Below are 26,262 nucleotides of genomic sequence, written 5' to 3'. Positions count from 1 at the left end.
CTGTCTCCTCAGTGGAGGGTTTTCCAGGTAATGGCGACCAGCACCCAGGTGAGCACGACGACGCTCCAATCGCGCGCCCTCCAGGGGGCATCGGTCATCTCGGTGCGCCGCTTGTGGGCGCCGAAGGCGCGCGAGTCCATGGACAGAGCGACGCGCTCAGCGTGCTGGATGGCCAGGATCATCAGCGGCAGGATCGATCCGGTCCAGCGGACCACGGGGGCGAGCAGCCCCCAACGCCCTCCGACTCCACGCAGTGCCCTGGCGGTGCGCAGGAGGACGAAGTCGTCATGAAAGCGGGTGATGAAGGCGATGGCCGCGGTGCCCGCCGCCCCGAGACGGTAGGGCATGCGGAAGGTGGTGGTCAGGGTGCGGATGAGGGCACCGGGGTCGGTGGAGACGCCCGAGACGAGGACCAGTGCGATGAGCGCGCCGATACCGGTGCCTCCGGTCACCGCGTCGCCCAGGTCGTAGAGGCGCACCGCCGTCTCCTGGTGGTGGACCCCGCTGCTGAAGATCCAGGTCATGAGTGCGGTGACCACCCAGGGGGCGACCACCGAGGCCACGGTGCGTCTCAGGGAGGCTCGCGCGGCGACGATGAGGACCGAGGCGGCCAGCAGGATGCCCAGGTTGAGGTGATGGTTGCGCAGGGCGAAGACCATCACCATGACCGGCAGGACCGAGGCGAAGAGGGTGAAGGGGTTGAGCGAGGTGAACAGGCCTCGCCGTGGCTGGGGCCGGGGCGGTACCGGCATGAGGTCCAAGTCGCCGGCTCGAGGGGTGGCCACCCCAGTCGCGGGCACCCCTGAGGGCTCGTCGGCATCGTCGCCCACCCCGGCCTCCTGCTCTGGGAGCGGAACCGTTCCACCTCGCGGCGCCCCCGGCAGGGCGACGATATGGGTGCAGTGCTCCAGGGCGAGCTCGAGGTCGTGGGTGGCCATGATGACCGTGCGCCCCTGGTCGCGCAGCTGGTCGATGAAGTCCATGAGCTCGCAGGTGTTATCCCAGTCCTGCCCGTAGGTGGGCTCGTCCAGGACGATCACGTCGCGCTCCTCGCTGACCATGGTGGCCACCGAGAGCCTGCGGGCCTGACCGCCCGAGAGGGTCAGGGGATGGTGGCCGCGGTGGGCGGTCAGGTGGAACTGCTCAAGGAGCTCATCGACCCGCTCCAGCGAGGTCCCTCCGACGGCGAGCTCGGCTCCGACGGTGGTGGCCACGAACTGGTGCTCGGGGTTCTGAAAGACGTATCCGACCAGGTGCCTGCCCTTGCCGACGTCCCGGCCACAGACCGTTGCCTTGTCGGCCCTTGAGCGGACGAGTCCGGCCAGGGCGGACAGGATCGAGGACTTGCCCGCGCCGTTGGGCCCGACCAGCGCCACGAACTCGCCACCACCCAGACGCAGGGACACCCGGGGTGCGCGTCCCGGGACCTCGAGGTCGACCAGCTCGACACTGGTTCGAGCCTCGGGCCGAGGGCGGCCGGCGACTACCTCGCGGGTGTCGATGGCCTCAACCCGCTGCCAGCTCTCAGCGGAGTCCCGCACCTGTTTCTCCAGGTAGCGCACCTCGTTGTGGGCGCACAGGTCGGCGAGCCGCGGCACCCGGATTCCGGCCTCGGCACAGGTCAGCGCCACCTCCGGCGCGGCCGCCCCGAGGAAGAGGTCGTCGTCGGCCTCACGCAGGGCTCGGGGCATCCATACTCCAGCGTCGATCAGCTCGCGGCGGTGGCTCATGAAGACCTCGCGCGGCGAGCCGACGGCGATGGTCCGCCCGTCGGCGTTGAGGGCCAGGACCTGGTCGATGATGGGCAGTACTGGGTCGAGGTCGTGGTCGATGACGACGACTGCCGTCCCGGAGGCGGTCAGGGAGGAGATGAGTGCGTAGAAGTCCTCACGGCCGGTGGCATCGATGGCGCTGGTTGGCTCGTCGAGCACGAGGAGCTGTGGGCGCATGGCCAGGGCGACGGCGAGCGCGAGCCGTTGACGCTGTCCGCCTGAGAGCGTCCAGGGGTCGTCCCAGATGCGCTCGATGAGTCCCACTGCCCGCAGAGCCTCCTCGACCCTCGCCGTGATCTCGGACCTGGGCAGGCACAGGTTCTGCAGCGGGAAGGCGACATCATTGTGGACAGTGCGGGTGACGACGGCGGCGTCGGGGCTCTGACCGACGTAGGCGACGGTCTGGGCCAGGGTCTGGACGGTGGCGTCGGCGACCTCGGTGCCGGACAGTCTCAGGCTGCCGGCATACTCCGAGGGCAGGCAGTGCGGGATGAGCCCACACAGTGCGCGCACGAGCGTGGTCTTGCCACAGCCCGAGGGGCCGATGATGGCGGTGACCTGAGCGCGCAGGTGGGTGAGGCTCACCGAGTCCAGGACCCAGCTCTCGCGCCCGAGGTAGTGGACACTGAGGCCCTCGATGCTCACCAGCGCCGGATCGGCCGGCTCCCCCAGAGGCTGCTCCGCCTCGGGAGCAGCCGGTGCGGCGGGCGCTGACTCAGGCACGGCCGGTCGAGCGGTGATCGATGCCGACGCCGGCACGGTTGAGCAGCCGGGTCAGGAGGATGGTGAGGCCGCCGCCGACCAGGGCCGAGACAACGGCAATGATGACGCCGGCGCTCGCCGAGGCGATGCCCGCCGAGGCGCTCATGACGGAGACGTACATGATGCCGTTGAGCAGGCCGAAGGTCATCGCCGAGAGCAGGTAGGACCACCAGGTCCACTTCCGGTAGAGCAGGAGAGCCAGGGGTACCTCGACGAAGGCTTCGCCGATGAAGTTGCCGACGATGGCCGCGGGGCCGGTCGGGGTGGTGAAGACGCACATGATGCCCATGAGAAGGGCCGCGATCATCACGGCGCCGGGGCGGCGCACGACGGTGGCGGGCAGCAAGTACGGCACAAGCCACAGTCCCATGATCGCGCACCCCAGGAGCACGGCGTCTGGGGAGGCTCCCGCCGCCGGAGCCAGGTAGTTCAACGGGACCAGGAGGATCATGGAGACGACCGCCAGGGCGGCGATCGTCATGAGGTTGCGGGTGCCGAGCGCGGAGTCGGCCAGACCCGAGCGCGACGACGTGCGCACGGTGGGTCGCTCCTGCCCAGTCGATGTTGCTGTGCGGTTGGTGGGGCTCATGTCTTCTCCTTGTGTGTTCTCGCAGGTCGTGGTGAACAGTCCGACGTCGTACCGGAGTACCGAGGACGCACCACCTCAGGCGCGCCGCCGCGATGACCGCACATCTACTCGAGCATCGCCATATTTGCAAATCATTATCATTATCTACCTTCGGTGAGATGTCATTCAATCTCGATGACGCGGTCGGCGCACTCATTGAGGAACTCGACGTCGTGGCTGATGACGATGACGACGCGACCCTCGCGCGCCAGGTCCCGCAGCTCGGCGGCGATGGCCACGAGATGACGGTGGTCGACACCGGAGGTGGGCTCGTCCAGGATGAGGACGCGGGCGCCCTGGTCGATCGCGGTGGCGATGACGAGGCGCTGCTTCTGCCCGCCACTGAGCGAGAGCGGGTGACGATCAGCCAGGTCGGCCAGGTCGAGGCGCTCGAGCTGCGGAAGGCCCGCCTCGCGGGAGACCGACTCGGTGAAGAGCTGGCGGTGAACGTCCTGCATGACGAGGAAGGCCTGCCCGGCGGCGAGCTCCTTGCCGCCGTACGTGACGCGCGCGCCCCGCTGGGTGCGTTGCAGGCCGCAGACTGCCCGCGCCAGGGTCGTCTTCCCGATCCCATTGGCCCCCATGACGCCGGTGATCGCACCGGCGGGAAAGGTGAGCTCGGGGATGTCGAGAATGAGGCGACCGCCTCGCTCCACCTTGAGGTTCTCAATGCGCAGCCCGCCCTCCCCCTCCTCTCCGGGCGTCTCGTCAGGATCGGTCTGGACAGCGCCAGCGATTGGTGAGGTACTGCGCTCGACGCCGCCGCTCGTGCCGTCGTCGACCCGCCTGTCCGTATGGCCGGCCAGGGCGGCGATCCGTGCGGGACACAGGTCCAGGCGGGGCCGCCCCAGGGTCCGCAGACCCAGCTGCCTGCGCCGCACATCGTCGATCCGCCACAGCTCCTCCCCCGCCATGCGGTGCACGACGCGCCCCTGCCCCATGATGACGGCCTCGTCGACGAGGCCGCGCAGGAAGTAGACGCGGTGCTCGGCCACCACCAGGGTCCGCCCCGCCGCCTTGAGCCGCCCAATGGTGGCGCGCACGTCGTCGATGGCCCGCGGATCCAGGTTGGAGGTGGGCTCGTCCAGGAGGATGACGGGGGTCTGCTGGGCCAGGGCCTGGGCGCAGGCGACCTTCTGGGTCTGTCCGCCGGACAGGCCGCGCAGATCCCTGTCGGCCAGGTCGGTGATGCCCAGCTGCTCCAAGGCCTCAGTACGACACCTCCGGATCTCCGGGGCGGGTACCTGGTAGTTCTGGGGTGCGAAGGCGAGCTCGTCGGCTACGGTGGTCGTGAAGAACTGGGCGGCGGGATTCTGGAAGACTGTGGCGGTGCGCAGCCCGGAGCGCTCGATCGGGACGGAGGGGACCTCGTCGTCGTCGATGAGGACCCGGCCGGCGAGCTTACCGTCGTGGAAGTGCGGGATGAGGCCGTTGAGCAGCCGCAGGATCGTGGACTTGCCAGACCCCGAGGCCCCGCAGATGAGGGTGAGGCGTCCGGGGGCCACGTCCAGATCGACGTCGTCGAGGACCTGCTGGCCGGTGGGATAGGCGTAGGAGACGCCACGAAGACGAAGGCGAGAATCGTGGGAGGGCGTCATCATCACCTCCCCCAGACGGGTTGCAGCGCCAGGACCACCAGGCCGGCGCTGAGCGCGAGGAGCACGGCATCGGCAGCCCCGAAACACAGGCGGTCGACAACGGTGGGGCGACCACCGCCGCCCAGGCCCCGGATGAGGGCTGCGGCCGAGAGCTCATCGGCACTGCGAGCCGAGGCGGCCAGGACCGGGACGACGAGCTTCTCGATACCGTCCAGCGGGTGGCGCCACAGGTAGGAGCCGCTGTAGCCGCGCAGCCGCATGGCCTCCATGACGCCCCTGGCCTCATCGAGGGCCACCGGCACGAAGCGGAAGAGAACTGCCAACGGGATGGTGAGGAACCGTGGCGCGCGCAGCTGGTTGAGGGCCGCCAGCAGGGTGCTGACGCGGGTGGTGGTGACGAACCAGGCCCCCAGCGACAGTGAGATGGCGAAGCGCAGCAGCCAGTAGGCGACGACCCCGAAGAAGACCGCGACTCCGGAAGGCCACCACAGGGGCAGCTGGGTGAGCCCCCAGAACACTGCGGTGATGGCGGTGTAGCTGATGAGCACGCGCACCGGCTCGTCCAGGGCGATGAGCGCGCCCACCAGAACGGCGATGAGTCCAACGGCTCGGTTGGAGGCCATGCCCATGACCAGCACGTTGCACACGAGCAGCAGGATGAACTTGCTGCGCGGATCGGCGTGGACACGAGGAGCAGCGGCACCCCTGGGGCCGGGACGTCCCCCGAAGGCGGCATCCAGGACAGAGCGGCCCTCTCGAGCAAGCTCCTGCGGTGAGGCCGGGGACTCCTCCACGCCCATCGTAGGAACGTTGGCCCCCCGGGGCCTGGTGCGCCGCATGCTCAGGCGACGCCCGCTCGCTTGAAGTGCTTGCGCAGCACCCTCATTCCCAGCAGGGCGCCGGCGTAGGCGAGGAGCGCGATGAGGAGCATCCACACCAGGAGGAACATCGGGCTGATCAGCACCTGAAGATCACTGGCGTACGTGTCCCCCATGGACTCGCGGATGTGGGCGAAATAAGCCTCTGAGGCCCATATCACTGGCAGGATTGGGCTGGTGGCCCACATGGAGAAGACAGCGAATCCCAGGGCATTGGTGACGGTTCTGTCGTATCCGCCGGCACGGGTGATGGCGTCGGCGGCGAGCCCCAGGACGGTCGCGACCAGCGGCGTGACCCAGGCGTGTCCGGTAACGACCATGAGGATGCCGATGATGAGACCCAGGATGGTGTAGGCACCCATGGCCCGCGTCCGGGACACGTACAGCATGCAGATAATCGCCTCTACGATGACGCCGATGATCCCTCCGACGAAGATCATGATCGGATGGATCGCCCCGAGCATCCCGGTGCCGAACAGGGCGATGAAGTACAGGGCGGTGAAGACTCCCACGTTGATGAGGTTGCGCGGTGAGGTGATGCTCGCCGCCCGACCACCACTGTTGCTGGCCGGGTTGGTCGCTGCTGTTCCGGCCGAACCGGCTGTACTGGCCATACCGAATCCTCGTCCTTTCGTCAGCACACCACCAGCTTTGGTGAGGCACACCTAAGTTTCTACTCCTCCTTAGTGGTTCCTGCAAGGGCCGAACCGGCGCTGAGCGGCACTAGGGCACACAGAACTAACCGCTGAAAAGACAGGAAAACCGGATGGTGGGTTTTGACGATGGTGGAGTCCGGCACGGCGGACGGAGGAGCCTAGCCCGGGGCACCCAGGCCGCCGCGGCCCACGAGGTCGATGCGGTGCATCTCCTCGGGACGCAGGCGCCGCACCCGCCCCGTGAGGGACTCAGCGGCCTCATGGGCCGTCTGCAGCGGGTCCGGCAGGTCCACGGGCGCGGTGGGCGGTGAGTCCAGGCGCAGGCTCTCCCAGGACACGGAGAAGTCGGCCCCCACCTCCAGGCAGGCCGCTACGAAGGCCCCCCGCAGGGCGGCGCGCGTGGCCGGGGGCGCCTGGCGGGCGCGCTCGATCTCCTCCGGATCGCACAGGTTCGCCATGGCCCCCTGGGCGATCAGGCGCGGCACCAGCCCGGTGTCGGCGTTGAGGTCGTGGTAGGCCAGGTCCACCCGCGAGCGCAGGGTCCCCAGGACGTGGCCGCTCAGCTGGGGGTGGCGCTCGCGCTGGGCGCGCATGAGGCGACGCTTGATGGCCCAGTCGATCTCGGTGTCGATGCCGCTGTCGTCGCGGCGGCGCAGCGCGGAGATGACGCGGGGCGCGAGGTCGGTGAGCAGGTGCTCGGCGCCGCGCAGGAAGTCCGGCACTCCGGCGTCGTCCAGGTAGGCGGCCAGTCGCTCCAGGAAGGCCTCCTGGATGTCGACGGCGCTCAGTCTCCGGCCCTGGACGGTGGTGGCGGGCACGTCCCCCCAGGGGCTCTCCCCCAGTGCGGACAGCGTGGCCAGAGGGTCGGCCAGGGCCAGGTCGGTGAAGTCCCAGCCGGCCTCGAGGGCGTCCAGGAGCAGGAGGGTCACGGCGCTGCGCAGCCCCGTTGTCGGCTCGGCCATGGTGGTGTCGGCGCAGGTGACGTGCAGGCGGCGCAGGCGGGTGGCGTCGGCGTGGGGCTCGTCGCGGGTGTTGACCAGGGCGCGCTGCCCGGTGGTGTCGGCCGAGGTCAGGGCCTGCAGGTGGGGAGCGCGCGGCGACAGACCCCAGGCGGCCTCCTCCCCCGCACCGCTGCTGCCGTCGTTCGGCTCCGTCGGACCGCCTGCCAGTGGGCGCCCGGAGCCGACCAGGACGGGGCGCGTGGCCAGGAAGGAGGTGAGGACCGCCATGGTGGTCTCACTGCTGGCGGCCGATGCGTCGTCGGTGGCGTCAAGCAGGCTGCGGGGCACGGAGTAGCTCTCGTGGCAGCCGTAGGTGTGGCCGGCCGAATCGGTGTTGTTGGCCAGGAGGTGGAAACGGACCGCGGCCCCCTCCTGGGCGAGGCCCTCGGCGGCGCGCTGCGCCATGGCGGCCAGGATCGCCCGGCCGGCCTGGTCCTGGGCAACGAGGTCGCGCACACTCACGCACTCCGCGGTGGCGTACTCGGGGTGGGCTCCGATGTCAAGGTAGAGGCGACCGCCGTTGGGCAGGAAGAGGTTGGTGCTGCGGTAGCCGGTCGGCCGGTGACGGAAGATGAGCGCCGCCGCCCGCTCGACGTCCGGCAGGTCCGCCTTCATCTCCTCCGGCGGCCCGGCGGGGGCGCACAGGACGCCGAACTCGGTCTCCAGGCCGGTGACGCGCGGCCCCGGGGCGCTGGTGCTCACTGGCCGCCCTTCTGGACGAAGCCGCGCACGAACTCCTGGGCGTCAACGGCCAGGACGTCATCAATCATATCCAGCACCGAGTCCAGGCCCTGGCCCCGGGCAGGGCCGGCGGGGGCGGGTGTCGGGTCGTCGTCGGGGGCGGGGTCGTCCTGGCGGCTGCGGGACGGCTGGGCGAACTCACTCATGTCTGCTCTCCTGACAGGGTGGCGGATGTGGTCACTGCTTCGGCAGCCCGCCCGGGGTCGCCGGGGCGCTCGCCCGTCAGGCGCGTCAAGACCTCGACGACGTCGGCGGCGTCCTTGAGGGCCGGTGCCGTGGCGGTGCGGGTGAAGGCCAGGGTGTCGGTCAGGGGCAGGCGGCGCTGGGCCCTCTCACCGGTCTCCAGGACCATGGAGTGCCAACCGGCGGCGACCACCTGCCCGGGGAAGTCGCTCACGAGCCTACCTCTGAGCCAGGCCCGGGTCGTGGTGGGCGGCTCGGCGAGGGCCGCCTCCACCGCCTCGTCACGGAGCCCGCCGCGCGCGTCGACGCCGGCGGGCACCCGCTCGGCCAGGCCCCTCCCGGTCGGGGAGAGCTCGGACCAGGCCAGGTCGACGGCGTGGAGGACGTCGTGTCCGCCGGTGCCGGGATGGCGGCGGGCGGTGGCGTCCAGGAGCTGCTTCTTGGCGACCCACTCCAGGTGCCTGGCCGCTCCTTGCGACTCCCCCGGCTCGTGACCGCCGGCGCCCTGGGCCTGCAGCTCGCGCAGTGAGGCCAGTGAGGCTTCCCAGAAGGCGAGGATCGCGCCGGTCTCGGCGCCGTCGGTGTCGGCGCCGTCGGCCAGCGCGGCCAGGTCTGGGCGCAGGGGGTCGCCTTCCGGCGCCGGCGCGGGACGGCAGCGGTCCTTCAGGTGGCTGCGCACCGTCTGCAGGTAGTGCTCCAGGATCTCCAGGGCGCTCAGGCGCCGCCCGTCGGCCAGCTCCAGCGTGCCTTGAAGGCGGGTGTCGCGGGAGACGTCCCGGGCCTGGGCCACGGGGTCGGTCAGGCGCAGGCGGCGCCAGGCGGTGGGGACGCCGTCGGCCAGCACCTGGAGGACGAGGGCGGTCATGCCGAGCTTGAGCCAGGCGATGGTGCCGAAGCAGTTGGCGTCGCCCGCCACGAGGTGGAGACGGCGCCAGCGCCGGGGGTCGGCGTGAGGCTCGTCGCGGGTGTTGACCAGGGGGCGGTCCACGGTGGTGCCCAGGCCGACGATCCTCTCCAGGTAGTCGGCCCGCTGACTGATCTGGAAGTCGGCACCCCGGGCGACGGCACCGGTGCCGACCCGGCCCGAGCCCACCAGGAGCGGGCGGACCACGAGCAGGGGGACCAGGGCCTGGACGAGGTCGTTGAAGTCAAGGGCGCGGGGCACGAGGTAGTTCTCGTGGGTGCCGTAGGTGGCGCCCTTACCGTCGACGTTGTTCTTGAACAGGCGCGCCTTCACGCCGCGCCGGCGCAGCTGCTCGGCGCCCCTGGCCACCAGGAGGTCCCCCGCCCGGTCGGCCAGGACGGCCTGGGCGGCACCGGTGCACTCGGGGGTGGCGTACTCGGGGTGGCCGTGGTCCACGTAGAGGCGCCCGCCGGTGCCCACGCAGGTGGCGGTGCCGCGCTGCCAGGCCTCCTCCTGGGCGGTCAGGCGCACGACGGCGGTGGTACGCACCCGCCCGGGGACGGGGGCCTCGACAGAGGCGGCCCCGGGGATGTCGGTGAGCATGGAGGGGTAGGCCGCTGCGCGGTCCATCTCGAAGCCGCGGGCGTCACGCAGGGGGTACTCCCCGGAGTAGTCCCAGCGCACACCTCGACTGCGCCCCGCCTCACCCTCGGCCTCCAGGCAGGCGGCCACGACGTCCTCGGGCTCGGCCCCGAGGATGCCGTACTCGGTCTCCAGGCCCATGACCGTGACCTCACGGCCGGGGACCCACTGGGTGCTCGCCGGCGCCACGGCTCTCACTCCTCGCGCGAGCGCTGGAGCACGCTCATGGAGACCACGGGGGTGCCGCGCCGCCCGCTGACGCGGGCCCAGTCGTCGGGGTGGACGGTGGCGGGCAGGCCCTCGTTCTCCATGATCTCCTCGATGACGGCGCGGCGCAGGTGCTCTGACGTCAGGCCGCGCCTGCCCTTGGTGACCAGGTCCTTGACGGCCGCCTTCTTGGCTCGGTCGACGATGTTGGCGAGCATGGCGCCGCTGACGAGGTCGGCGACGTGGAGGATCTCGGCCTGCCCGTCGGAGCGGGTGAGCTCGACCATCTCGGTGGCGCGGCGGCGGGTGTAGAGGGCCTCGATCACCTGCTCGATGAGGGCGTCCACCGCCCCCTGCGCGTCGCCGTGTGCGGCCAAGAGCTCTTCGCTGATGGGGAGGTCGGGGGTCAGGTAGGTCGCCAGGATCTCGGCGGCGCCGCGCCGGTCCGGCCGTCCGATGCGGATCTTGACATCCAGGCGGCCCGGGCGCAGGATCGCCGGGTCGATCATGTCCTCACGGTTGGTGGCGCCGATGACCACGACGTTGTCGAGCTCGTCGACGCCGTCGATCTCGGCGAGCATCTGCGGGACCACGGTGGTCTCCACGTCCGAGGAGCGCCCGGACCCGCGGGTGCGGAACAGGGAGTCCATCTCGTCGAAGAAGACGACGACGGGCACGCCGGTGGCCGCCTTCTCACGGGCGCGGGCGAAGATGACGCGGATGCGCCGCTCGGTCTCCCCGACGTACTTGTCCAGCAGCTGGGGGCCCTTGATGTTGAGGAAGTAGGCCTCGCCGCGCCCGCCGGCCCCCAGGGAGGCGGCGACGGCCTTGGCGATGAGGGTCTTGCCGCATCCGGGCGGACCGTAGAGCAGCACTCCGCGCGGCGGGGTGAGCCGGTGCTCGCGGTAGAGGTCGGGGTGGAGGAAGGGCAGCTCGACGGCGTCGCGGATGAGCTCGATCTGCTCGCCCAGTCCCCCGATGTCGCCGTACCCGACGTCGGGCACCTCCTCCAGGACGAGCTCCTCGACCTCGGAGCGCACCACGGGTCGCAGCGCCATGCGCACGGCCAGGTCGGCCACGAGGGCGTCACCGACCCGGGGGCGGTGGTCGCTCAGGGTCTCCGAGAGGCTGAGGACCTGCTCCTCGTCGTGGCGGGCCAGGACCAGGACGGTGCCGTCGTCGTAGGTCTCCTTGACGGTGACGACCTCCCCGAAGCGCGGCGAGGGGCAGGTGGCGGTGATGACGAGGTGCTCGTTGAGGACGACGTCGTCACCCGGGTGGAGGGAGGAGGACACGACGGCGGGTCCCACGCCCACCCGGTGGCGCCGTCCGGCGATGGAGACGTCGGCGGTGCGCGCGCCTGTGTCCACGGCCAGGACGGTGGCGTGCGCCAGGGGCGGGAGCTGGAGAGCCTTGACGTCCTCGTGGAGGGCCGCCAGCTCCTGGCGCGCCGCCCTGAGGGCGTTGGCCAGGTGGGTGTTCTTGCGGCTGAGGACGCCGGCGTGCTCGCTGAGCTCCCGCAGGCGGTCGGTGACGTCCTCTCCGGACTGGCTGCCCCCCTGCGCAGACTGGTCCCTGGAAACGCCCGTCAGCGTCTGCTCCACCGGATCCTTGTGCTCCACCGGTTCCTCATCCATGCGCGTCCTCCTCGACTGCCACCCGGGGCCGCTGCGGGCCCCCTCGACCCGTATTGGTACAAGCGTACCAATCAGCGTCCGTTTCGTAACCCGGATCCATATCTATGAGGCAGGTGGGGCGGCGCCGACGCCCACCGACCTCACACCCGGCCGTGTCGAGGGTCCGGGCCGCACCGTGACAGAATCGACCCCATGTCTGAGATCCCCACGAGCCACGCCGCTCCTCCGTCATCGTCCAGCCGCCTGCTGCCCTCCGAGCCCCACAGCCCGCGAGTGCCGGCCAAGGTGTCGACCGACGGCCTGGAGACCACCTGGGGCGAGCGCTGGGAGTCCGAGGGGACCTACGCCTTCGACCGCAGCGCCGAGCGCGCCGAGGTCTTCTCCATCGACACCCCGCCGCCGACGGTCTCCGGCTCCCTGCACGTGGGGCACGTCTTCTCCTACACCCACACCGACACCGTGGCCCGCTTCCAGCGCATGCGCGGTAAGGCGGTGTTCTACCCCATGGGCTGGGACGACAATGGCCTGCCCACCGAGCGCCGGGTCCAGAACTACTTCGGGGTGCGCTGCGACCCCTCGCTGCCCTATGACCCGGACTTCACTCCTCCGCACACCGGCGGGGAGGGCAAGTCGATCAAGGCCCGCGACCAGGTGCCGGTCTCGCGTCGCAACTTCGTCGAGCTGTGCGAGCGCCTCACGGTGGAGGACGAGAAGCAGTTCGAGGCCCTGTGGCGCAGGCTCGGCCTGGGCGTGGACTGGTCGCACACCTACCAGACCATCGGCGAGCGGGCCCGCAAGGTCGCTCAGACCGCCTTCCTGCACAACCTTGAGCGCGGGGAGGCCTACCAGGCGGCGGCGCCGGGTCTGTGGGACGTCACCTTCCAGACGGCGGTGGCCCAGGCAGAGCTGGAGTCCCGCGAGTACCCCGGCTTCTACCACCGCCTGGCCTTCCACATCGTCGATGAGGCGGCCGCCGCCAAGGCCGAGGCCGCCGGCGCCCCGGTGGAGGGCGGCGTCGACGTGTGCATCGAGACCACTCGCCCCGAGCTGCTGCCGGCCTGCGTGGCCCTGGTGGCCCACCCCGACGACGAGCGCTACCAGCCCCTGTTCGGCACCACCGTGTCCTCCCCCGTCTTCGGCGTCGAGGTGCCGGTCCTGCCGCACCCGGCCGCGGAGAAGGACAAGGGCGCCGGCATCGCCATGTGCTGCACCTTCGGTGACACCACGGACATCGACTGGTGGCGCGACCTGCAGCTGCCGCTGCGTGCGATCCTGCGCAAGGACGGGCGCATCGAGACGGAGATCCCCGAGTGGATCACCTCCGAGGCCGGCCGCGAGATGTACGAGGCCATGGCCGGCAAGACCACCTTCTCGGCCCGCGAGGTCCTCGTTGCCCGCCTGGCCCAGACCGGTGAGATGCGCGGTGAGCCCGTCAAGACGGTGCGTCAGACGAACTTCTTCGAGAAGGGCGACAAGCCCCTGGAGATCGTCACCTCCCGCCAGTGGTATATCCGCAACGGCGGCAAGGAGTGGACGAACCCGGCCTCCGGCACCGACCTGCGTGAGGAGCTGCTCGAGCGCGGCCGCCAGCTGGAGTTCCACCCCGACTTCATGCGCGTGCGCTACGAGAACTGGGTGCGTGGCCTCAACAACGACTGGCTGGTCTCACGTCAGCGCTTCTTCGGCGTCCCCTTCCCGCTGTGGTACAAAGTCGGGGCTGACGGCGAGGTCGACTACGACGCGATCCTGACCCCGGCCGAGTCCGAGCTGCCCGTGGACCCCTCCTCCGACGTCCCAACCGGCTACACCGAGGACCAGCGCGGCAAGCCCGGTGGTTTCGTCGGTGAGCTCGACATCATGGACACCTGGGCCACCTCCTCCCTGTCGCCCCAGCTGGCCTCGGGCTGGCTGAGTGATGAGGACCTCTTCGGCCGGGTCTACCCGATGGACCTGCGCCCGCAGGGGCAGGACATCATCCGCACCTGGCTGTTCACCACGGTGGTGCGCGCGGACCTGGAGTTCGCGGCCCTGCCGTGGACGAATGCCGGCCTGTCGGGCTGGATCCTGGACTCCGACCACAAGAAGATGTCCAAGTCGAAGGGCAATGTCGTCACCCCCATGGGCCTGCTGGAGCAGTACGGCTCCGACGCCGTGCGCTACTGGGCCAGCTCGGCCCGTCTGGGCCTGGACGCGGCCTTCGAGGAGACCCAGATCAAGATCGGCCGGCGCCTGGCCATCAAGGTCCTCAACGCCTCCAAGTTCGCCCTGTCCATGGGGATCCCCTGGGACGCCGACGAGGCCGCCGTGGCCGCGGCCCCCGCCCCCTGCCTGGACGCCTCGGTGGTCAGTGAGCCGATCGACCGTGCGGTCCTGGCGGCTCTGGCCGACGTCGTCGACGCCGCCACGGCGGCCTTCGAGGACTTCGGTCACGCCCGAGCCCTGGAAGTCACCGAGTCCTTCTTCTGGACCTTCTGCGATGACTACATCGAGCTGGTCAAGGACCGGGCCAATGACTTCGACGGCTCTCACGACGCCGCTGCTGTCCGCTCGGCGCGGGCGACGCTGGCGATCGCCGTTGACACCTTCGTGCGCCTGCTGGCCCCCTTCCTGCCGTTCGCCACCGAGGAGGTGTGGAGCTGGTACCGCACCGGCTCGGTGCACCGGGCCGCCTGGCCGCAGTCCGATGGTCTGCGGGAGGCCTCCGCCGGGGCCGACGCCGAGCTGGTGGCCCGCGCCGGGGCCGCTCTGGCGGCGCTGCGCAAGGTGAAGTCGGAGGCCAAGACGAGTCAGAAGACGCCGATCCTCTCGGTGGCGCTGGCCGTTGCGGCAGACCGGCCCGAGTACGCCGAGGCCATCGAGGCGGTGCGTGCGGACCTGACCGAGGCCGCCAAGGTCACCGGCCCCTTCACCGTGGAGCAGGCCGCCCCGGCGGCCGACTCGGCCGAAGGCGCCTCCCCGGTGACCGTGACCGCCGTCGAGCTCGGCCAGGCCCCGGTCAAGAAGAAGTGAGCCGCGAGCACCCGGTCCTGTGACGAACGGTGGCGCGCCCCCTCCGGTCCTGTGACGAACGGTGGCGCGCCCCCTCGGGCGGCGCCACCGTCGTCGTTCTAGGGCCTGCCGGGCAGGTTCACGCGGTCGGTTCTCTGCCGGAGGCTCAGGAGGATCCGGTACTCGATGAGGACGATGACCACGGCGGCCAGCAGGGCCGCAAGCACGTCGATGCGGCTGTGAGTCACGCAGTCGCGGCTGAGGAAGGGAATGAGTCGGGAGTCAAGCGAGGTCAGGCGCTCCCCGAGGCAGCTCATCGTGTCCCCGAGGTCATCCCGAGTGCTGGCGCTGCCGACCGTGTAGCCCCAGGCGACCCCGATCGTCAGTGCGAAGGTGCCGCCGAATGGCAGCCAGGAGAAGCCACGGGGCAGGTGGGCTCGATTCCGCCGGGACAGCACCACCGCGACGACGGCGATGGAGGCGAACACGATGCTCACTCCCAGCCCCATGAGGTCGGTGCGGTGCTGGATACTCGTGGGAGGACTGGGCCGCGCCGGATCAACGACCTCGTCGCTCACCACCGAGTACCCGCGGTCGTCGTTCCCAGTGAGGACGAGACTGTGGCGGTTCGTCTCCACGCTGGTCGTGCTGGAAACGTCTGCGTAGGTCTTGGAGGTGGAGACCTCGGCTATCACATGAACACTGCCGTCACCTTGGTAGGTGGGCCTGATGCGCTTGACCTCGCTCGTCGCGGAGGTCACCGGGATACCGTCCTGGGTCAGCTGTTTGCGCGCATCTCGGATCTTCAGCTCGGCCTGCATAGGTGGGGCGGCTCCGGTGGAGGCCTCGGGATTGGTCCATTCGGCGTCCAGCAGCGTTTGATGCTTCTTGACCGCGGCCAGGACGAGGTCGGGGTCGGGTTCGTCCCGTGCTGCCTCCTGGATCCTGGGAACCAGCCACGGGACAGCGGCGAGAGCCGCCACGGCCAGGATCAGCAGGCCGATGAGAGTGTTGACTATGCGGGTTCTGCTCAGCGTCATCCTTTCTCCTTCAACGTCTCACATTCATCATCGAGTCTGGTAGACATTGCAGCAATCCGGGCGCTTTCACGTCCGCTCCTCAGCTCTGGCAGAGCGCCGTGGAGCCGCGGTCAGTGAGGACGGCGGGCATGAGCCCGCGGTGCTGGGACGGGTCCGGTTCTCCTCTGAGGCGCCTCAGCAGGAGTGAGCCCGCCTCGGCCCCCATGGTCTCACGGTTGACGCTGAGCTCGCTGAAGGCTTCCCCTCGGCGGACGCTGTCCTGCGTGATCCCGAGGGTGAGCACGGACAGGTCGGCGGGAACGGACAGCCCGTGGGCCTGCGCCGCGCAGGCAAGTCCCACCACGGCGGCGGGGTTGTTGGACAGGACTGCGCTGCACCCCTCGATGAGGCCGCCGGATCGCACGATGTCGGCGCCGGCCAGCGCCGCCTCCGGGACCTGGCGCACTAGGACCTCCACCCTCAGCTTCTGCGCGGCGCGCAGGAGCTCGTGGGTGTGGTCCTGGCGGGCGTGAGCGTCGTCGGAGGCGGTCTCCCGCATGAGTGCGATGATGCGGCGGTGCCCGAGCCCGGTCAGGTGCTCGACGCCGGCGTGCGCCATCTGAGCGAAGTCCGCGTCGATGCCGGGCGCCCCACCGGCGCGATCGGAGGAGCCGATGAGGACGGTGGGGACCTTCTCCTCCAGCAGCATCGCCTCGCGCTCATCGCCGTCGGCCACATCCATGAGAACCACCCCGCCCAGGGCGCCGGAGCGCACGAGCGAGCGCAGCTCGATCAGCGGCGTCGAAGAGGTCATGACCGGGATGACGACCTGGATTCCGCTGGGCGCCAGTGCGCGGCACACCCCATCGACGTAGTCCAGGTCATTGGCGTCAATGGTGGAGTGCTGGCGCCGGAACAGGACCCCCACGGTGCGCAGCACCGGCGAGGCCAGTGAGCGCGCGGCGGTGTTGGGGTGGTAGTCGAGCTCGCGCACGGCCCGCATGACCCGCTCCCGGGTGCTCGAGCGCGTCGAGCGCTGGCCGCTCAGGACGTAGGTGACGGTCGAGGGCGACACCCCCGCCGCCCGGGCCACGTCAGCGCGGGTCGCCGCCATCGGTTCCTCCGGCGGAAAGATCCAGCCAGCAGGCACCGTTGGGTGGTACGACGACGGCGTCCGCGGCATCCACGGTATCCGTCGAATCCGCCCCGTCCACCTCGCTTCGGTGCCAGGAGGTGATGAGGGGCCTGCCGGCTGCCTTGATCGCCACCGGCTGCTCGGTGGTGTTGAGGACGATCCCTGTGGTGCCGTTGCGCAGGAGCAGGATCCCGGGTTCACTGTCCAGCCACTCCACCGAGCCGCGCCCGAGTCGGAGCTCGCGGCGCAGGGCGATGGCCCGCCGGTACAGGCTGAGGGTGGAGCCCTCGCGCCCCTTCTGGACCTGAGGCGAGTACTCGCCCCACCCCTCGGGTTGGGGCAGCCAGGTGCGGCCGGTGGCGTTGTAGCCGTAGGAGGCTCCGTCCCGCGTCCAGGGCAGGGGGACCCGGCAGCCGTCGCGCCCCGGTACGAGGTGGTCGGTGCGCTCCCACAGGGGGTCCTGGCGGGCCTCGTCCTCCATGGTGGTGTGCTCGGGCAGTCCCAGCTCCTCACCCTGGTAGAGGTAGGCGCTGCCGGGCAGGCCCAGCATGAATAGGGTGGCGGCGCGCGCCCGGGCCAGGCCGAGCTCGGCGTCGGGCTGGGGATCCTTGGGGCCGATCCCGGGGTTGGTGTCCATGTCAGCGGGGTAGGCCAGGCGGGAGGCGTGGCGCACGACGTCGTGGTTGGACAGCACCCAGGTGGCCGGAGCCCCGACGGCACCGTACTCGCTCAGGGAGACGTCGATGACGCGGCGCAACCCATCCGCGTCCCAGCCTGCGGTCAGGAAGGGGAAGTTGAAGGCCTGGCTCATCTCGTCGGCACGCACGTACAGGGCGACATCGGCCTCCGTGGGCACCCAGGCCTCGGCAACCAGGAGGATGTCCTCGCCGACCTCGTCCAGGACACGGTGCCACTCACGGTAGATGTCGTGGACCCCGGGCTGGTTGAAGGCCGGCCCAACGTCGGGCAGCTTCTCGCGGGCGGCGGCAGCGTCCTCGCCTTCTACGGCGACGACATTCCACCGGTCCGGACCGAGATCGTCGTCGGGCAGCCCCTCGGCCTTGACCAGCCCGTGGGCGACGTCGACGCGGAACCCGTCGATGCCGCGCTCCACCCAGAAGCGCAGGAAGGCGCGAAAGTGCTCGTGAACGTCCTCGTTGGACCAGTTGAAGTCGGGTTGCTCGGCTGCGAACAGGTGAAGGTAGTACCAGTCCCGGTCCTCGCTGCGGCCGGTAAGCGGCTCGACCGGCTGCCAGGCGGGTCCTCCGAAGAGCGAGCCCCAGTTGTTCGGGGCGCCGTCGGTGCTGTGGCGGAAGATATAGCGGTCGCGCTCGGGCGAACCGGGCCCGGCCTCCAGAGCGGCGCGGAACCACTTGTGCTGGTCGGAGGAGTGGTTGGGGACCAGGTCGATGATGACGCGGATGCCGGCCTCGTGAAGGTCGGCGATGAGGGCATCGAGGTCCTGCAGGGAACCGTACTCGGGGGCCAGGTCGAAGTAGTCCGAGACGTCGTAGCCGGCGTCGACCTGGGGCGAGGGGTAGAAGGGCGAGAGCCACACGGCATCCACGCCGAGTGCCACCAGGTGGTCGATGTGCTCCCGGATCCCCTGAATATCGCCGATGCCGTCACCGTTGGCATCGGCGAAGGAGCGGGGGTAGATCTGGTAGATGACGGCATCGCGCCACCAGGCGTCGGTGTCGGTGCGCGATACGAGGCCCTGCGGGCGGGCACTGGTCAAGGTCATGGACGGGTCCTATGTCAGGCCGCTGCGCTGCGGCCAGGTGAATGAAGACGAGGGATGAGGGATGGGGGCGGAGGCAACCAGCGTCATCCCGAACGATCTCTGTGGGGCGGCGCGGTGGTGCCGCCCCACAGAGACGAACGGGTGATGGGCGGGCGGGCTCTCCAGGGAGCCGGGCCCGGGCTTGCGTCGGTCTACTGCTTGAGTCCTCCTGCGGCCAGTCCGGCCACGATCCGCCGCTGGAAGAGCAGCACCATGATGACCAGCGGCAGCGTCATGATGACACCGGCCGCCATCTGGGAGCCGAAGGGCGTGTTGAACTGGGAGTCCCCGGTGAACTTCGACAGCAGCACCGTGGCCGGCTGCATCGAGGGGTTGATGATCATCGTGACGGCCACGAGGAACTCGTTCCAGGCGCCGATGAAGATGATGATGGCGGTGGTGAAGATTCCCGGCGCGGCCAGCGGGAGGATGACCTTGCGGAAGGCCTGGCCGGGGGTGCATCCGTCGACCATGGCGGACTGCTCGAGCTCCTGGGGCATCTGCCGGAAGAAGCTCGTCAGGTTCCACACCGCCAGCGGCAGTGAGAAGGACAGGTCCGGGACGATCATCGCCTGGTAGGTGTCCGTCCAGCCCCAGGCGGCGAAGTTCTTCAGCAGGGGCACGATGATGGCCACGAGTGGGAACATCGAGGTGGCGATGATGAGGAGCATCAGCAGGCCCTTGCCCCGGAAGTCGAGGCGCGCCAGGGCGTAGGCGGTGAAGGTCGCCACCGCCAGCGCCACGACCGTCACGACGATCGAGACGACCAGGGAGTTGATGAGGCCGTTGGCGAAGTCGTTCTTCTCGGAGAAGACCGCCTTGTAGTTCTCGAAGGAGGGGTGGCGGGGCCACCAGCTGTTCTCGAAGATCTCACTGTCGGGGCGCAGTGAGGAGACCAGCATCCAGTAGAAGGGCGCCAGGCAGTAGATGACGATGAGGACGATTCCGACGGTGGAGAAGAGGCTTCCCCAGTCCCTCTTGGTTTTGCGGACAGGTGCGGCGGCGGCGGAGGTGCTCATGCCTGCTGGCTCCTTTCAGTAGCCGTCTGGGAGGCCGGGGTGGAGGAGCCGGAGCGCTTGAAGAAGGCGCTGACCGGCAGCTTGCGCTCATTGCGCTTGCGTCGGGCCTCGTCGTTACCACTGATGTCGGTGTTGGTGATCTTCAAGAACGCGACGGCGAAGACGAAGACGTAGAGGAACAGGATGAGGGCGTAGGCCGCGGCACTGCCGTAGCGGGAGTTGGAGCTCTCGTCCTGGACCAGCATGGAGAGGGTCTCCACGCTGCCCTTCCTGGGGCCGATGAGGATGTAGGGCAGGTCGAACATGCGCAGGGCGTCCAGGGCTCGGAAAACCACGGCCACGACGAGCGCGGGCTTGACCAGCGGCAAGGTGATGGAGGTGAAGCGCTTCCAGGCGCTGGCGCCGTCGATCTTGGCGGCCTCGTAGACCTCATCGGGGATGAGCTGGAGCCCGGCCAGGGTAAGCAGCCCGATGTAGGGCGCCGTCTTCCACACGTCGGCGATAATGATGGCCGCCTTGGCGCTCAGGTCCCCTGAAGCCCACATGACGTGCCGGCCCAGAATGGCGTTGGCGACACCGTTCTGGTTGAAGATCCAGCCCCACAGGATGGCGGAGACCGCGGTGGGGATCGCCCAGGGCACGAGGATCGAGGCGCGCACGATGCCGCGTCCCTTCATCGCCTTGTGCATGATGAGCGCCATGGCAACGCCCAGGATGGTCTCCAGGACCACGGTGACCACGCCGAAGAGGGTCGTGTTGTAGAAGGCCACCCAGAACCTCTCCCCGGCGCTGGAGAAGATGTCGGTGTAGTTCTTCAGACCCACGAAGGGCTCAGTGGTGGAGAAGAAGCCGTTGTCCTCCAGGCTGGGCCGCCCGAAGAGCGACTGGTAGAGGGACTGGGCGATGGGGATGAGGATGACGATCGTCAGTACCAGCACCGTGGGCGAGATGAGCAGCCAGGCCAGACGGGCCTGGGCCTTGGAGCTCTTGGACTGGCGGTTGACGACTTGTTCGGAGTGCGTCGTTGTACTCATGACTGTCCTTTGACCGTCCTTTTGACTGTCCTTGCTGACTGTCCTAGATGACATGACCGGGTTCACGAGGGGCTCCGCCATAAGGCGGTCACCGTATCGAGGCTCTTAGCCCTCCAGCTTCTTCAGGCTGCTGCTCAGGCCGGCGATAACGTCCTTGGCTGTCCTGCTCCCCGGCTGCTGGATCGCGGGATAGATGCTGTCCTGGATCTTGGCGGTGACGTCACCGTAGTAGACGGCCTGAGGACGGCTCTTGGCGTTCTCAAGACTCTGCTTGAGAATCGGCAGGTAGGGGAAGTCCTTGAGAAACTCGGGGTCGTTGTAGAGGGATCCGAGGATCGGGGCGAGCGTCTGGGTCTTGAGCTGATAACGCTGGGAGTCCTCGTTGATCCACCACTTGACGAACTTCAAGGCAGTGGCCTTGTTCTTCGATCCCTTGGTGATGGCGCAGTTGTGCCCACCCAGGGTCGGCACGAATGACTTGCCATCGATGCTCGGCAGGGCGGCGACGTCGAACTTGTCCGTCCCCAGGGACTCCTTGTTATTGGCGTACTGATAGGGCCACTGACGGAGGAACAGGAGGTCGCCCGCCTCGAAGGCGTTACGCCCGTCCTCCTCCTTCCACTCCAGGGACTCCTTGGGGATGTAGTTCTTGGAGAAGCCGTCAATGAGCCACTGCAGACCGGTAACCGACTCGGCGGAGTCGACGATGACCTGGGCATCGTCGTCGTAGAAGCCGCCGCCTGCGGTGTGGATGAACTCCGAGGCGCAGCAGGTCAGGCCCTCGTACTTGGCGAACTGACCGCCGAACCCTCCGATGTTCTCGTGGCCGGGCAGAGCCCGCACCTTGTCGATGGCGGCCTTGACCTCGTCCCAGGTCTTGGGAACCGCGACGCCGGCCTTCGCCAGGAAGTCCTTGCGGTAGAACATCATCGGGGCGTCAGTGACGAAGGGGACCGCGAAGAGCTTGTCCTTGTAGAGGCCCGTCTTCCACACGGGTTCGAGGATGTCGTCGTTCTTGAGCTCGTCCTGGGGCAGCTCGACCACCCACCGGTTGGCGGCGAACTCGGAGACCCAGACGTTGTCCAGGGAGACGACGTCGTAGGCCTTGGAGTTGATTCTGGCGGCGTTGATGAGGGAGGTGCGCTGCTGGTCGGCCTCGGCTGAGAGCTCGATGAGCTTGACCTCCTCGCCAGGGTGGGCCTTGTTCCACTCATCGATCCGGGCCTGGACCTTGCCGCCCGAGTTGTCCTTGCCCTGGACCCAGGTGATTGGTCCGGTGCCTTCAAAGGTGACGGGGCCGTCGTCGTCTCCGCGGGACGTGGAGCAGGCCGCCATTGAGGCCAGCGCCGCCGCCAGGGCCGAGCCCTGGATGAACTGACGACGGGGTAGGGGTGTCATGCGTGTTTCCTCCTTGAAACTGTTGCGGAGCCCACCAGCTCCGTTCCGGAAGGACCCACATTGTCGACGCGCGTCGACTAGGGCTGAGAGGCACGTTACACATATGCAACCAAGCGGTCAAACCTATCGCTCTCGTTTCCTCAGGCACCTTGAGAGGAACCTCCGAGCCGCACACTCCCCTCCCATCACCCACATCCCGTGATCTCCATGAGACCACTGCGCACCACCTGTGAAAACCTCCACAGCGTCGCTCTCCTTCTCTCACCTCAACGGTGCGCCGCCCTGACCACCGCCTGACACAATGAGGCCGTGAGCTCTCACCACTCCTCGCCCCAGGCCACCAGCACCAGGCCACCACGCTATCCCGGCCATATGACCGACGGGGTCTCCAGCACCGAGATCCCCTTCCAGCCCGAGGAGCACTGGTCGGTTCCGTGGCTGCTCGCCGACCGCATCGCCCGCAGCGGTGACCGGCCACTCGTGGCCCGCAAGTCGCCCCTGTCGGGGGAATGGCAGGAGGTCTCGGCCCGAGCCTTCGGCGAGGAGGTGGCCCACGTGGCCGCGGGTCTCATCGGCATGGGGCTCGAGGCCGGCGCCACCGTCGGCATCATGGCGCACACCTCCTACGACTGGTTCCTCCTGGACATGGCCATCGCCCGCGCAGGCCTCATCTCCGTGCCCATCTACGAGACGAGCTCAGCCGAGCAGGTCGAGTGGATCGTCACCGACTCCGACGTGCGGGTGGTCATCACCGAGAGCGGCACGCTGGCCGAGCTCGTACGCGGCACCGTCGCCGGTATCAGGCACACGGTGAGGGTCCTCGCCCTGGACTCCGACGCCATCACCACCATCGTCCAGGCGGGCTCGGGCGTCAGCCCCTCCCAGGTCGACCAGCGCACCAACGCCCTCACGGTCGACGACGTCTACTCCATCATCTACACCTCCGGCACCACGGGCCGCCCCAAGGGCGTCGAGCTCACCCACCGCAACGCCGTCGGCATCCCCTATCACGGGGTGCGCTATCTGCCCGGCGTCCTGTGGGGCGACAACGTGCGCCTGCTGCTGTTCCTGCCGCTGGCCCACGTCTACGCCCGCTGCCTCCAGCTGCTGTCCCTGGCCGGCGAGGGTGTGCTGGGCCACACCCCCGACGCCAGGACCCTTCTGCCCGACCTGCAGTCCTTCGCCCCCTCCTACATCCTGGCCGTCCCGCGCGTCCTGGAGAAGATCTACAACGCCGCCGACGCCAAGGCCGGCAGCGGCGCCAAGCTCAAGCTGTTCCGTTGGGCCGCCAAGGTCGCCATCGCCTACTCCCGCGCCCTGGACACCCCTCAAGGCCCCTCCGGGGGCCTCCGTCGGGCGCACGCCGTGGCCGACCGTCTCGTCTTCCGCAAGATCCGGGGACTCATGGGCCCCAACGCCCGCTTCATCATCTCCGGCGGGGGGCCGTTGGGACAGCGTCTGGGCCACTTCTACCGCGGGCTGGGACTGGTCATCCTGGAGGGCTACGGCCTGACCGAGACCATCGGCCCGGTCAGCGTCAACACCGACTGGCTCAACAAGATCGGCACTGTCGGCCCGCCCGTCTGCGGCAACGAGATCCGCATCGGTGAGGACGACGAGATCCAGGTCCGCGGCCTGGGCGTCTTCTCCACCTACCACAACAACCCCTCGGCCACCGCCGAGGCCTTCACCGCCGACGGCTGGTTTTTCACCGGAGACATCGGCGCCCTTGATGACGACGGCTACCTGCGCATCACCGGACGCAAGAAGGAGCTCATCGTCACCGCCGGCGGCAAGAACGTCGCCCCCGCCCAGCTCGAGGACCGCCTGCGCGGCCACCCGCTCATCAGCCAGGTGCTCGTCATCGGGGACGGGGAGCCCTTCATCTCCGCACTCATCACGCTGGACAAGGACATGCTCCCCCAGTGGCTGCGCAACCACGGGCTGCCGGCCATGGACGTGGTCGAGGCCTCCTCCCACCCGCAGGTGCTCGCCGCCCTGGACCGGGCCGTGGCGCGCACGAACCGCGCGGTCTCCCGGGCCGAGTCGATCCGCACCTTCCGGGTGCTGGCCACAGACTTCACCGAGGCCAACGGCCTGCTCACTCCGTCGCTGAAGGTCAAGCGCGGCCCGGTCATGGAGGCCCACGCCGACGTCATCGCGGACATCTACGGCTCCACCCGCAAAGGACCACAGGAGTAAACGGGGGCAAACGTCGCCGGCGGCCTCGGGCGGGCATACTTGCCACCATGACCGACGCCTCCGCCCGACCGGCCGACTCCGGCCCCTCCGCCTCGTTAGAGGAGCACGTCACCGAGCTCCTGGTCCCGGTTCACAACGGCATGACGACGCCCTGGGCGCTGGCCGAGCGTGTGCGCCGCAATCCCGACGGCGGGCTCATCGCTCGCAAGTCCCCCTTGGGGCGGCGCTGGCGGGAGATGAGCGCCAGCGCCTTCCGCACCCAGGTGCGTGAGGTGGCCGCGGGCCTGGTGGCCCGAGGACTTCAGCCCGGAGATGCCGTCGGCATCATGTCGCACACGTCGTACGAGTGGACGCTTCTGGACTTCGCCGCCTGGGAGGCGGGCCTCGTCGTCGTCCCCGTCTATGAGACCTCCTCGGCCGAGCAGGCCCAGTGGATCCTCACCGACGCCAGTGTGAAGCTCATCGTCGTGGAGAACGAGGCCATGGCCTCCATGGTGGGTGCACTGGCCTCCACCGTGCCCGAGCTGGAGAGTCTGCAGGTGATGTGCGTCGAGCGCGAGGACGTCCTGGGGCTCATCAGGGCAGGTCGAGGCATGGACGCCGGCGAGCTTGACCGGCGCAGCGCGGCCCTGACCTCACAGTCCCTGGCCACCATCGTCTACACCTCCGGCACCACCGGCCGTCCCAAGGGCGTCGAGCTCAGCCACGGCAACCTCGTGCACCTGTGCGTCAACGTCTGCCCGCACGTGCCCGAGGTCCTGGGCGGGGCCGAGGTCCGTTTCCTGCTGTTCCTGCCCCTGGCCCACGTGCTCGGCCGGTTCATGGAGATCGCGGTCGTCTGCTCGCGCGCGGGCGTGCTGGGGCACGTGCCCGACGTGCGGAATCTCCTCAACGACCTGGGTTCCTTCCGGCCCACGGCGGTCCTGGCCGTCCCCCGCGTCTTCGAGAAGATCTACAATGCCGCGGATGCCAAGGCGACCGGTGCCAAGCAGAAGGTCTTCCGCCTGGCGGCCAAGACCGCGATCGCCTACTCACGCGCCCTGGACACCCCGCAGGGCCCGTCGCGCCGCCTCAAGGCTCAGCGCGCCGCCTTCGACAAGCTCGTCTTCTCCACCCTGCGCTCCGTGCTGGGCGGGCAGGTCACCCACGTGATCTCCGGGGGCGGGCCTCTGGGCGAGCGCCTGGGGCACTTCTTCCGCGGTGCCGGAGTCACCGTCCTGGAGGGCTACGGTCTGACCGAGACCATGGGGCCGTGCAGCGTCAACCTGCCCCGGGCCACCCGGATCGGGACCGTCGGCACCCCGCTGCCCGGCTGCTCGCTCCGTTTGGACGACGACGGGGAGATCCTGGTCCGGGGCATCGGCACCTTCACCGGCTACCACAACAACCCCGAGGCCACGGCCGAGGCCTTCACCGCCGACGGCTGGCTGCGCACCGGGGACATCGGCTCCTTCGAGGGCGCTGAGGGCTTCCTGAGGATCACCGGGCGTAAGAAGGAGCTCATCGTCACCGCCGGAGGCAAGAACGTCGCCCCCGCCCCTCTGGAGGACCGCCTGCGGGGTCATCCGTTGGTCAGCCAGGTGCTCGTCGTCGGTGAGAACCGCCCCTGCATCGGTGCGCTCCTCACCCTGGATGCCGAGATGCTGCCGCTGTGGCTGTCCGCCCACGGGCTGGAGGAGATGACGGTCGTCGACGCCGCCCGGGACCCGCGGGTGCGCGCCGCCCTGGAGCGGGCCGTGGCCCGGGCCAATGAAGCGGTCTCACGGGCGGAGTCGATCCGTACCTTCGAGGTGCTGCCCACGGACTTCACCGTGGCCAACGGCCTGCTGACCCCCTCGCTCAAGGTGCGCCGCGCTGAGGCGGAGAGGCGTTTCTCGGCCGAGATCGAGGCTCTCTACACGCGCACGCCACTCGTCCCCAACGCCACTGTCTCGCCGTCGCAGGACTGAAGGCCGCCGCGAGAGCCCACCGGGCTCGGCCCGCCGGCTGCTCCGGGACCATCCTTCTGGCTCGCCTCAACGGCTCGTGTCGCTGCGAGTCACCGAGAGCTCACCTGACCGTATGCCTCCGGTGGT

18 protein-coding genes are annotated in these 26,262 nt (G+C 69.3%); 3 read left to right on the top strand and 15 right to left on the bottom strand.

What is annotated here, in order from left to right; all coding sequences use genetic code 11:
* Positions 1-8: 8 nt before the first annotated feature.
* From BKH20_RS04560 to arc, 9 genes are all read right to left on the bottom strand, one after another.
* Positions 9-2,417, bottom strand: coding sequence for an ATP-binding cassette domain-containing protein (locus tag BKH20_RS04560; protein WP_075390136.1), 2,409 nt, complete (start codon positions 2,415-2,417; stop codon positions 9-11).
* A 70-nt stretch (positions 2,418-2,487) separates the two neighbouring features.
* On the bottom strand, positions 2,488-3,123 hold the full coding sequence (locus BKH20_RS04555) for an ECF transporter S component (RefSeq protein ID WP_075390107.1): 636 nt from the start codon (positions 3,121-3,123) through the stop codon (positions 2,488-2,490).
* 161 nt (positions 3,124-3,284) lie between these two features.
* Complete coding sequence (locus BKH20_RS04550; protein ID WP_075390106.1) at positions 3,285-4,760, bottom strand: ABC transporter ATP-binding protein; 1,476 nt, start codon at positions 4,758-4,760, stop codon at positions 3,285-3,287.
* A gap of 2 nt (positions 4,761-4,762) precedes the next feature.
* Positions 4,763-5,560 carry an energy-coupling factor transporter transmembrane component T gene (locus tag BKH20_RS04545; RefSeq protein ID WP_075390105.1) on the bottom strand — a complete coding sequence of 266 codons (798 nt, stop codon included), beginning with the start codon at positions 5,558-5,560 and terminating at the stop codon, positions 4,763-4,765.
* A gap of 41 nt (positions 5,561-5,601) precedes the next feature.
* Positions 5,602-6,252, bottom strand: coding sequence for an MptD family putative ECF transporter S component (locus tag BKH20_RS04540; RefSeq protein ID WP_075390104.1), 651 nt, complete (start codon positions 6,250-6,252; stop codon positions 5,602-5,604).
* A gap of 200 nt (positions 6,253-6,452) precedes the next feature.
* Positions 6,453-7,997 carry a proteasome accessory factor PafA2 family protein gene (locus BKH20_RS04535; protein WP_075390103.1) on the bottom strand — a complete coding sequence of 515 codons (1,545 nt, stop codon included), beginning with the start codon at positions 7,995-7,997 and terminating at the stop codon, positions 6,453-6,455.
* The gene (locus tag BKH20_RS04530; RefSeq protein ID WP_003786115.1) at positions 7,994-8,182 is read right to left on the bottom strand and encodes a ubiquitin-like protein Pup; all 189 of its coding nucleotides are present in this window, start codon (positions 8,180-8,182) and stop codon (positions 7,994-7,996) included. The genes BKH20_RS04535 and BKH20_RS04530 overlap by 4 nt, the downstream gene beginning before the upstream one ends.
* The gene (locus BKH20_RS04525) at positions 8,179-9,954 is read right to left on the bottom strand and encodes a proteasome accessory factor PafA2 family protein (protein WP_256693033.1); all 1,776 of its coding nucleotides are present in this window, start codon (positions 9,952-9,954) and stop codon (positions 8,179-8,181) included. The genes BKH20_RS04530 and BKH20_RS04525 overlap by 4 nt, the downstream gene beginning before the upstream one ends.
* Before the next feature lie 5 nt (positions 9,955-9,959).
* Complete coding sequence (arc, locus tag BKH20_RS04520; RefSeq protein ID WP_075390102.1) at positions 9,960-11,609, bottom strand: proteasome ATPase; 1,650 nt, start codon at positions 11,607-11,609, stop codon at positions 9,960-9,962.
* 192 nt (positions 11,610-11,801) lie between these two features.
* On the opposite strand from arc, the gene valS reads away from it, so the two are divergent.
* The gene (valS, locus tag BKH20_RS04515) at positions 11,802-14,618 is read left to right on the top strand and encodes a valine--tRNA ligase (RefSeq protein WP_075390101.1); all 2,817 of its coding nucleotides are present in this window, start codon (positions 11,802-11,804) and stop codon (positions 14,616-14,618) included.
* 98 nt (positions 14,619-14,716) lie between these two features.
* Here the strand turns inward: valS and BKH20_RS04510 are convergent, their stop codons facing one another.
* From BKH20_RS04510 to BKH20_RS04485, 6 genes are all read right to left on the bottom strand, one after another.
* The gene (locus BKH20_RS04510) at positions 14,717-15,637 is read right to left on the bottom strand and encodes a hypothetical protein (protein ID WP_075390100.1); all 921 of its coding nucleotides are present in this window, start codon (positions 15,635-15,637) and stop codon (positions 14,717-14,719) included.
* Positions 15,638-15,716: 79 nt separating this feature from the next.
* Positions 15,717-16,730 carry a LacI family DNA-binding transcriptional regulator gene (locus BKH20_RS04505; protein ID WP_075390099.1) on the bottom strand — a complete coding sequence of 338 codons (1,014 nt, stop codon included), beginning with the start codon at positions 16,728-16,730 and terminating at the stop codon, positions 15,717-15,719.
* A complete protein-coding gene (locus BKH20_RS04500) occupies positions 16,711-18,495 on the bottom strand; it encodes a glycoside hydrolase family 13 protein (protein WP_075390098.1) in 1,785 nt (594 codons plus the stop codon). Before BKH20_RS04500 ends, BKH20_RS04505 begins: the two co-directional genes overlap by 20 nt.
* A 191-nt stretch (positions 18,496-18,686) precedes the next feature.
* Complete coding sequence (locus BKH20_RS04495; RefSeq protein WP_075390097.1) at positions 18,687-19,553, bottom strand: carbohydrate ABC transporter permease; 867 nt, start codon at positions 19,551-19,553, stop codon at positions 18,687-18,689.
* Positions 19,550-20,587 (bottom strand): carbohydrate ABC transporter permease, encoded by a 1,038-nt coding sequence (locus BKH20_RS04490; RefSeq protein ID WP_075372509.1) that lies wholly within the window; start codon positions 20,585-20,587, stop codon positions 19,550-19,552. Before BKH20_RS04490 ends, BKH20_RS04495 begins: the two co-directional genes overlap by 4 nt.
* Before the next feature lie 105 nt (positions 20,588-20,692).
* Positions 20,693-21,985, bottom strand: a complete 1,293-nt coding sequence (locus tag BKH20_RS04485; RefSeq protein ID WP_075390096.1) for an ABC transporter substrate-binding protein — start codon at positions 21,983-21,985, stop codon at positions 20,693-20,695.
* Positions 21,986-22,357: 372 nt separating this feature from the next.
* Here BKH20_RS04485 and BKH20_RS04480 point away from each other — a divergent pair, with 372 nt between their 5' ends.
* Together BKH20_RS04480 and BKH20_RS04475 are read left to right on the top strand one after the other, a co-directional pair.
* The gene (locus BKH20_RS04480; RefSeq protein WP_256693036.1) at positions 22,358-24,187 is read left to right on the top strand and encodes an AMP-dependent synthetase/ligase; all 1,830 of its coding nucleotides are present in this window, start codon (positions 22,358-22,360) and stop codon (positions 24,185-24,187) included.
* 47 nt (positions 24,188-24,234) lie between these two features.
* A complete protein-coding gene (locus tag BKH20_RS04475; RefSeq protein ID WP_075390094.1) occupies positions 24,235-26,136 on the top strand; it encodes an AMP-dependent synthetase/ligase in 1,902 nt (633 codons plus the stop codon).
* The last annotated feature ends 126 nt before the right edge of the window (positions 26,137-26,262 follow it).

The sequence above is a fragment of the Actinomyces oris genome (assembly GCF_001937445.1).
Classification (GTDB): domain Bacteria; phylum Actinomycetota; class Actinomycetes; order Actinomycetales; family Actinomycetaceae; genus Actinomyces; species Actinomyces acetigenes.
The sequence above is the reverse complement of the archived record's forward strand: the minus strand, read 5'-3'. Positions and strand labels throughout refer to the sequence as shown.

Coding starts and splice junctions, on each gene's coding strand:
- BKH20_RS04545 (WP_075390105.1), bottom strand. CDS start 5,560: ATGGGCGTGGAGGAGTCCCCGGCCTCACCGCAGGAGCTTGCTCGAGAG.
- BKH20_RS04480 (WP_256693036.1), top strand. CDS start 22,358: ATGACCGACGGGGTCTCCAGCACCGAGATCCCCTTCCAGCCCGAGGAG.
- valS (WP_075390101.1), top strand. CDS start 11,802: ATGTCTGAGATCCCCACGAGCCACGCCGCTCCTCCGTCATCGTCCAGC.
- BKH20_RS04530 (WP_003786115.1), bottom strand. CDS start 8,182: ATGAGTGAGTTCGCCCAGCCGTCCCGCAGCCGCCAGGACGACCCCGCC.
- BKH20_RS04510 (WP_075390100.1), bottom strand. CDS start 15,637: ATGACGCTGAGCAGAACCCGCATAGTCAACACTCTCATCGGCCTGCTG.
- BKH20_RS04555 (WP_075390107.1), bottom strand. CDS start 3,123: ATGAGCCCCACCAACCGCACAGCAACATCGACTGGGCAGGAGCGACCC.
- BKH20_RS04490 (WP_075372509.1), bottom strand. CDS start 20,587: ATGAGTACAACGACGCACTCCGAACAAGTCGTCAACCGCCAGTCCAAG.
- BKH20_RS04540 (WP_075390104.1), bottom strand. CDS start 6,252: ATGGCCAGTACAGCCGGTTCGGCCGGAACAGCAGCGACCAACCCGGCC.
- BKH20_RS04475 (WP_075390094.1), top strand. CDS start 24,235: ATGACCGACGCCTCCGCCCGACCGGCCGACTCCGGCCCCTCCGCCTCG.
- BKH20_RS04495 (WP_075390097.1), bottom strand. CDS start 19,553: ATGAGCACCTCCGCCGCCGCCGCACCTGTCCGCAAAACCAAGAGGGAC.
- BKH20_RS04550 (WP_075390106.1), bottom strand. CDS start 4,760: ATGACGCCCTCCCACGATTCTCGCCTTCGTCTTCGTGGCGTCTCCTAC.
- BKH20_RS04485 (WP_075390096.1), bottom strand. CDS start 21,985: ATGACACCCCTACCCCGTCGTCAGTTCATCCAGGGCTCGGCCCTGGCG.
- BKH20_RS04505 (WP_075390099.1), bottom strand. CDS start 16,730: ATGGCGGCGACCCGCGCTGACGTGGCCCGGGCGGCGGGGGTGTCGCCC.
- BKH20_RS04500 (WP_075390098.1), bottom strand. CDS start 18,495: ATGACCTTGACCAGTGCCCGCCCGCAGGGCCTCGTATCGCGCACCGAC.
- arc (WP_075390102.1), bottom strand. CDS start 11,609: ATGGATGAGGAACCGGTGGAGCACAAGGATCCGGTGGAGCAGACGCTG.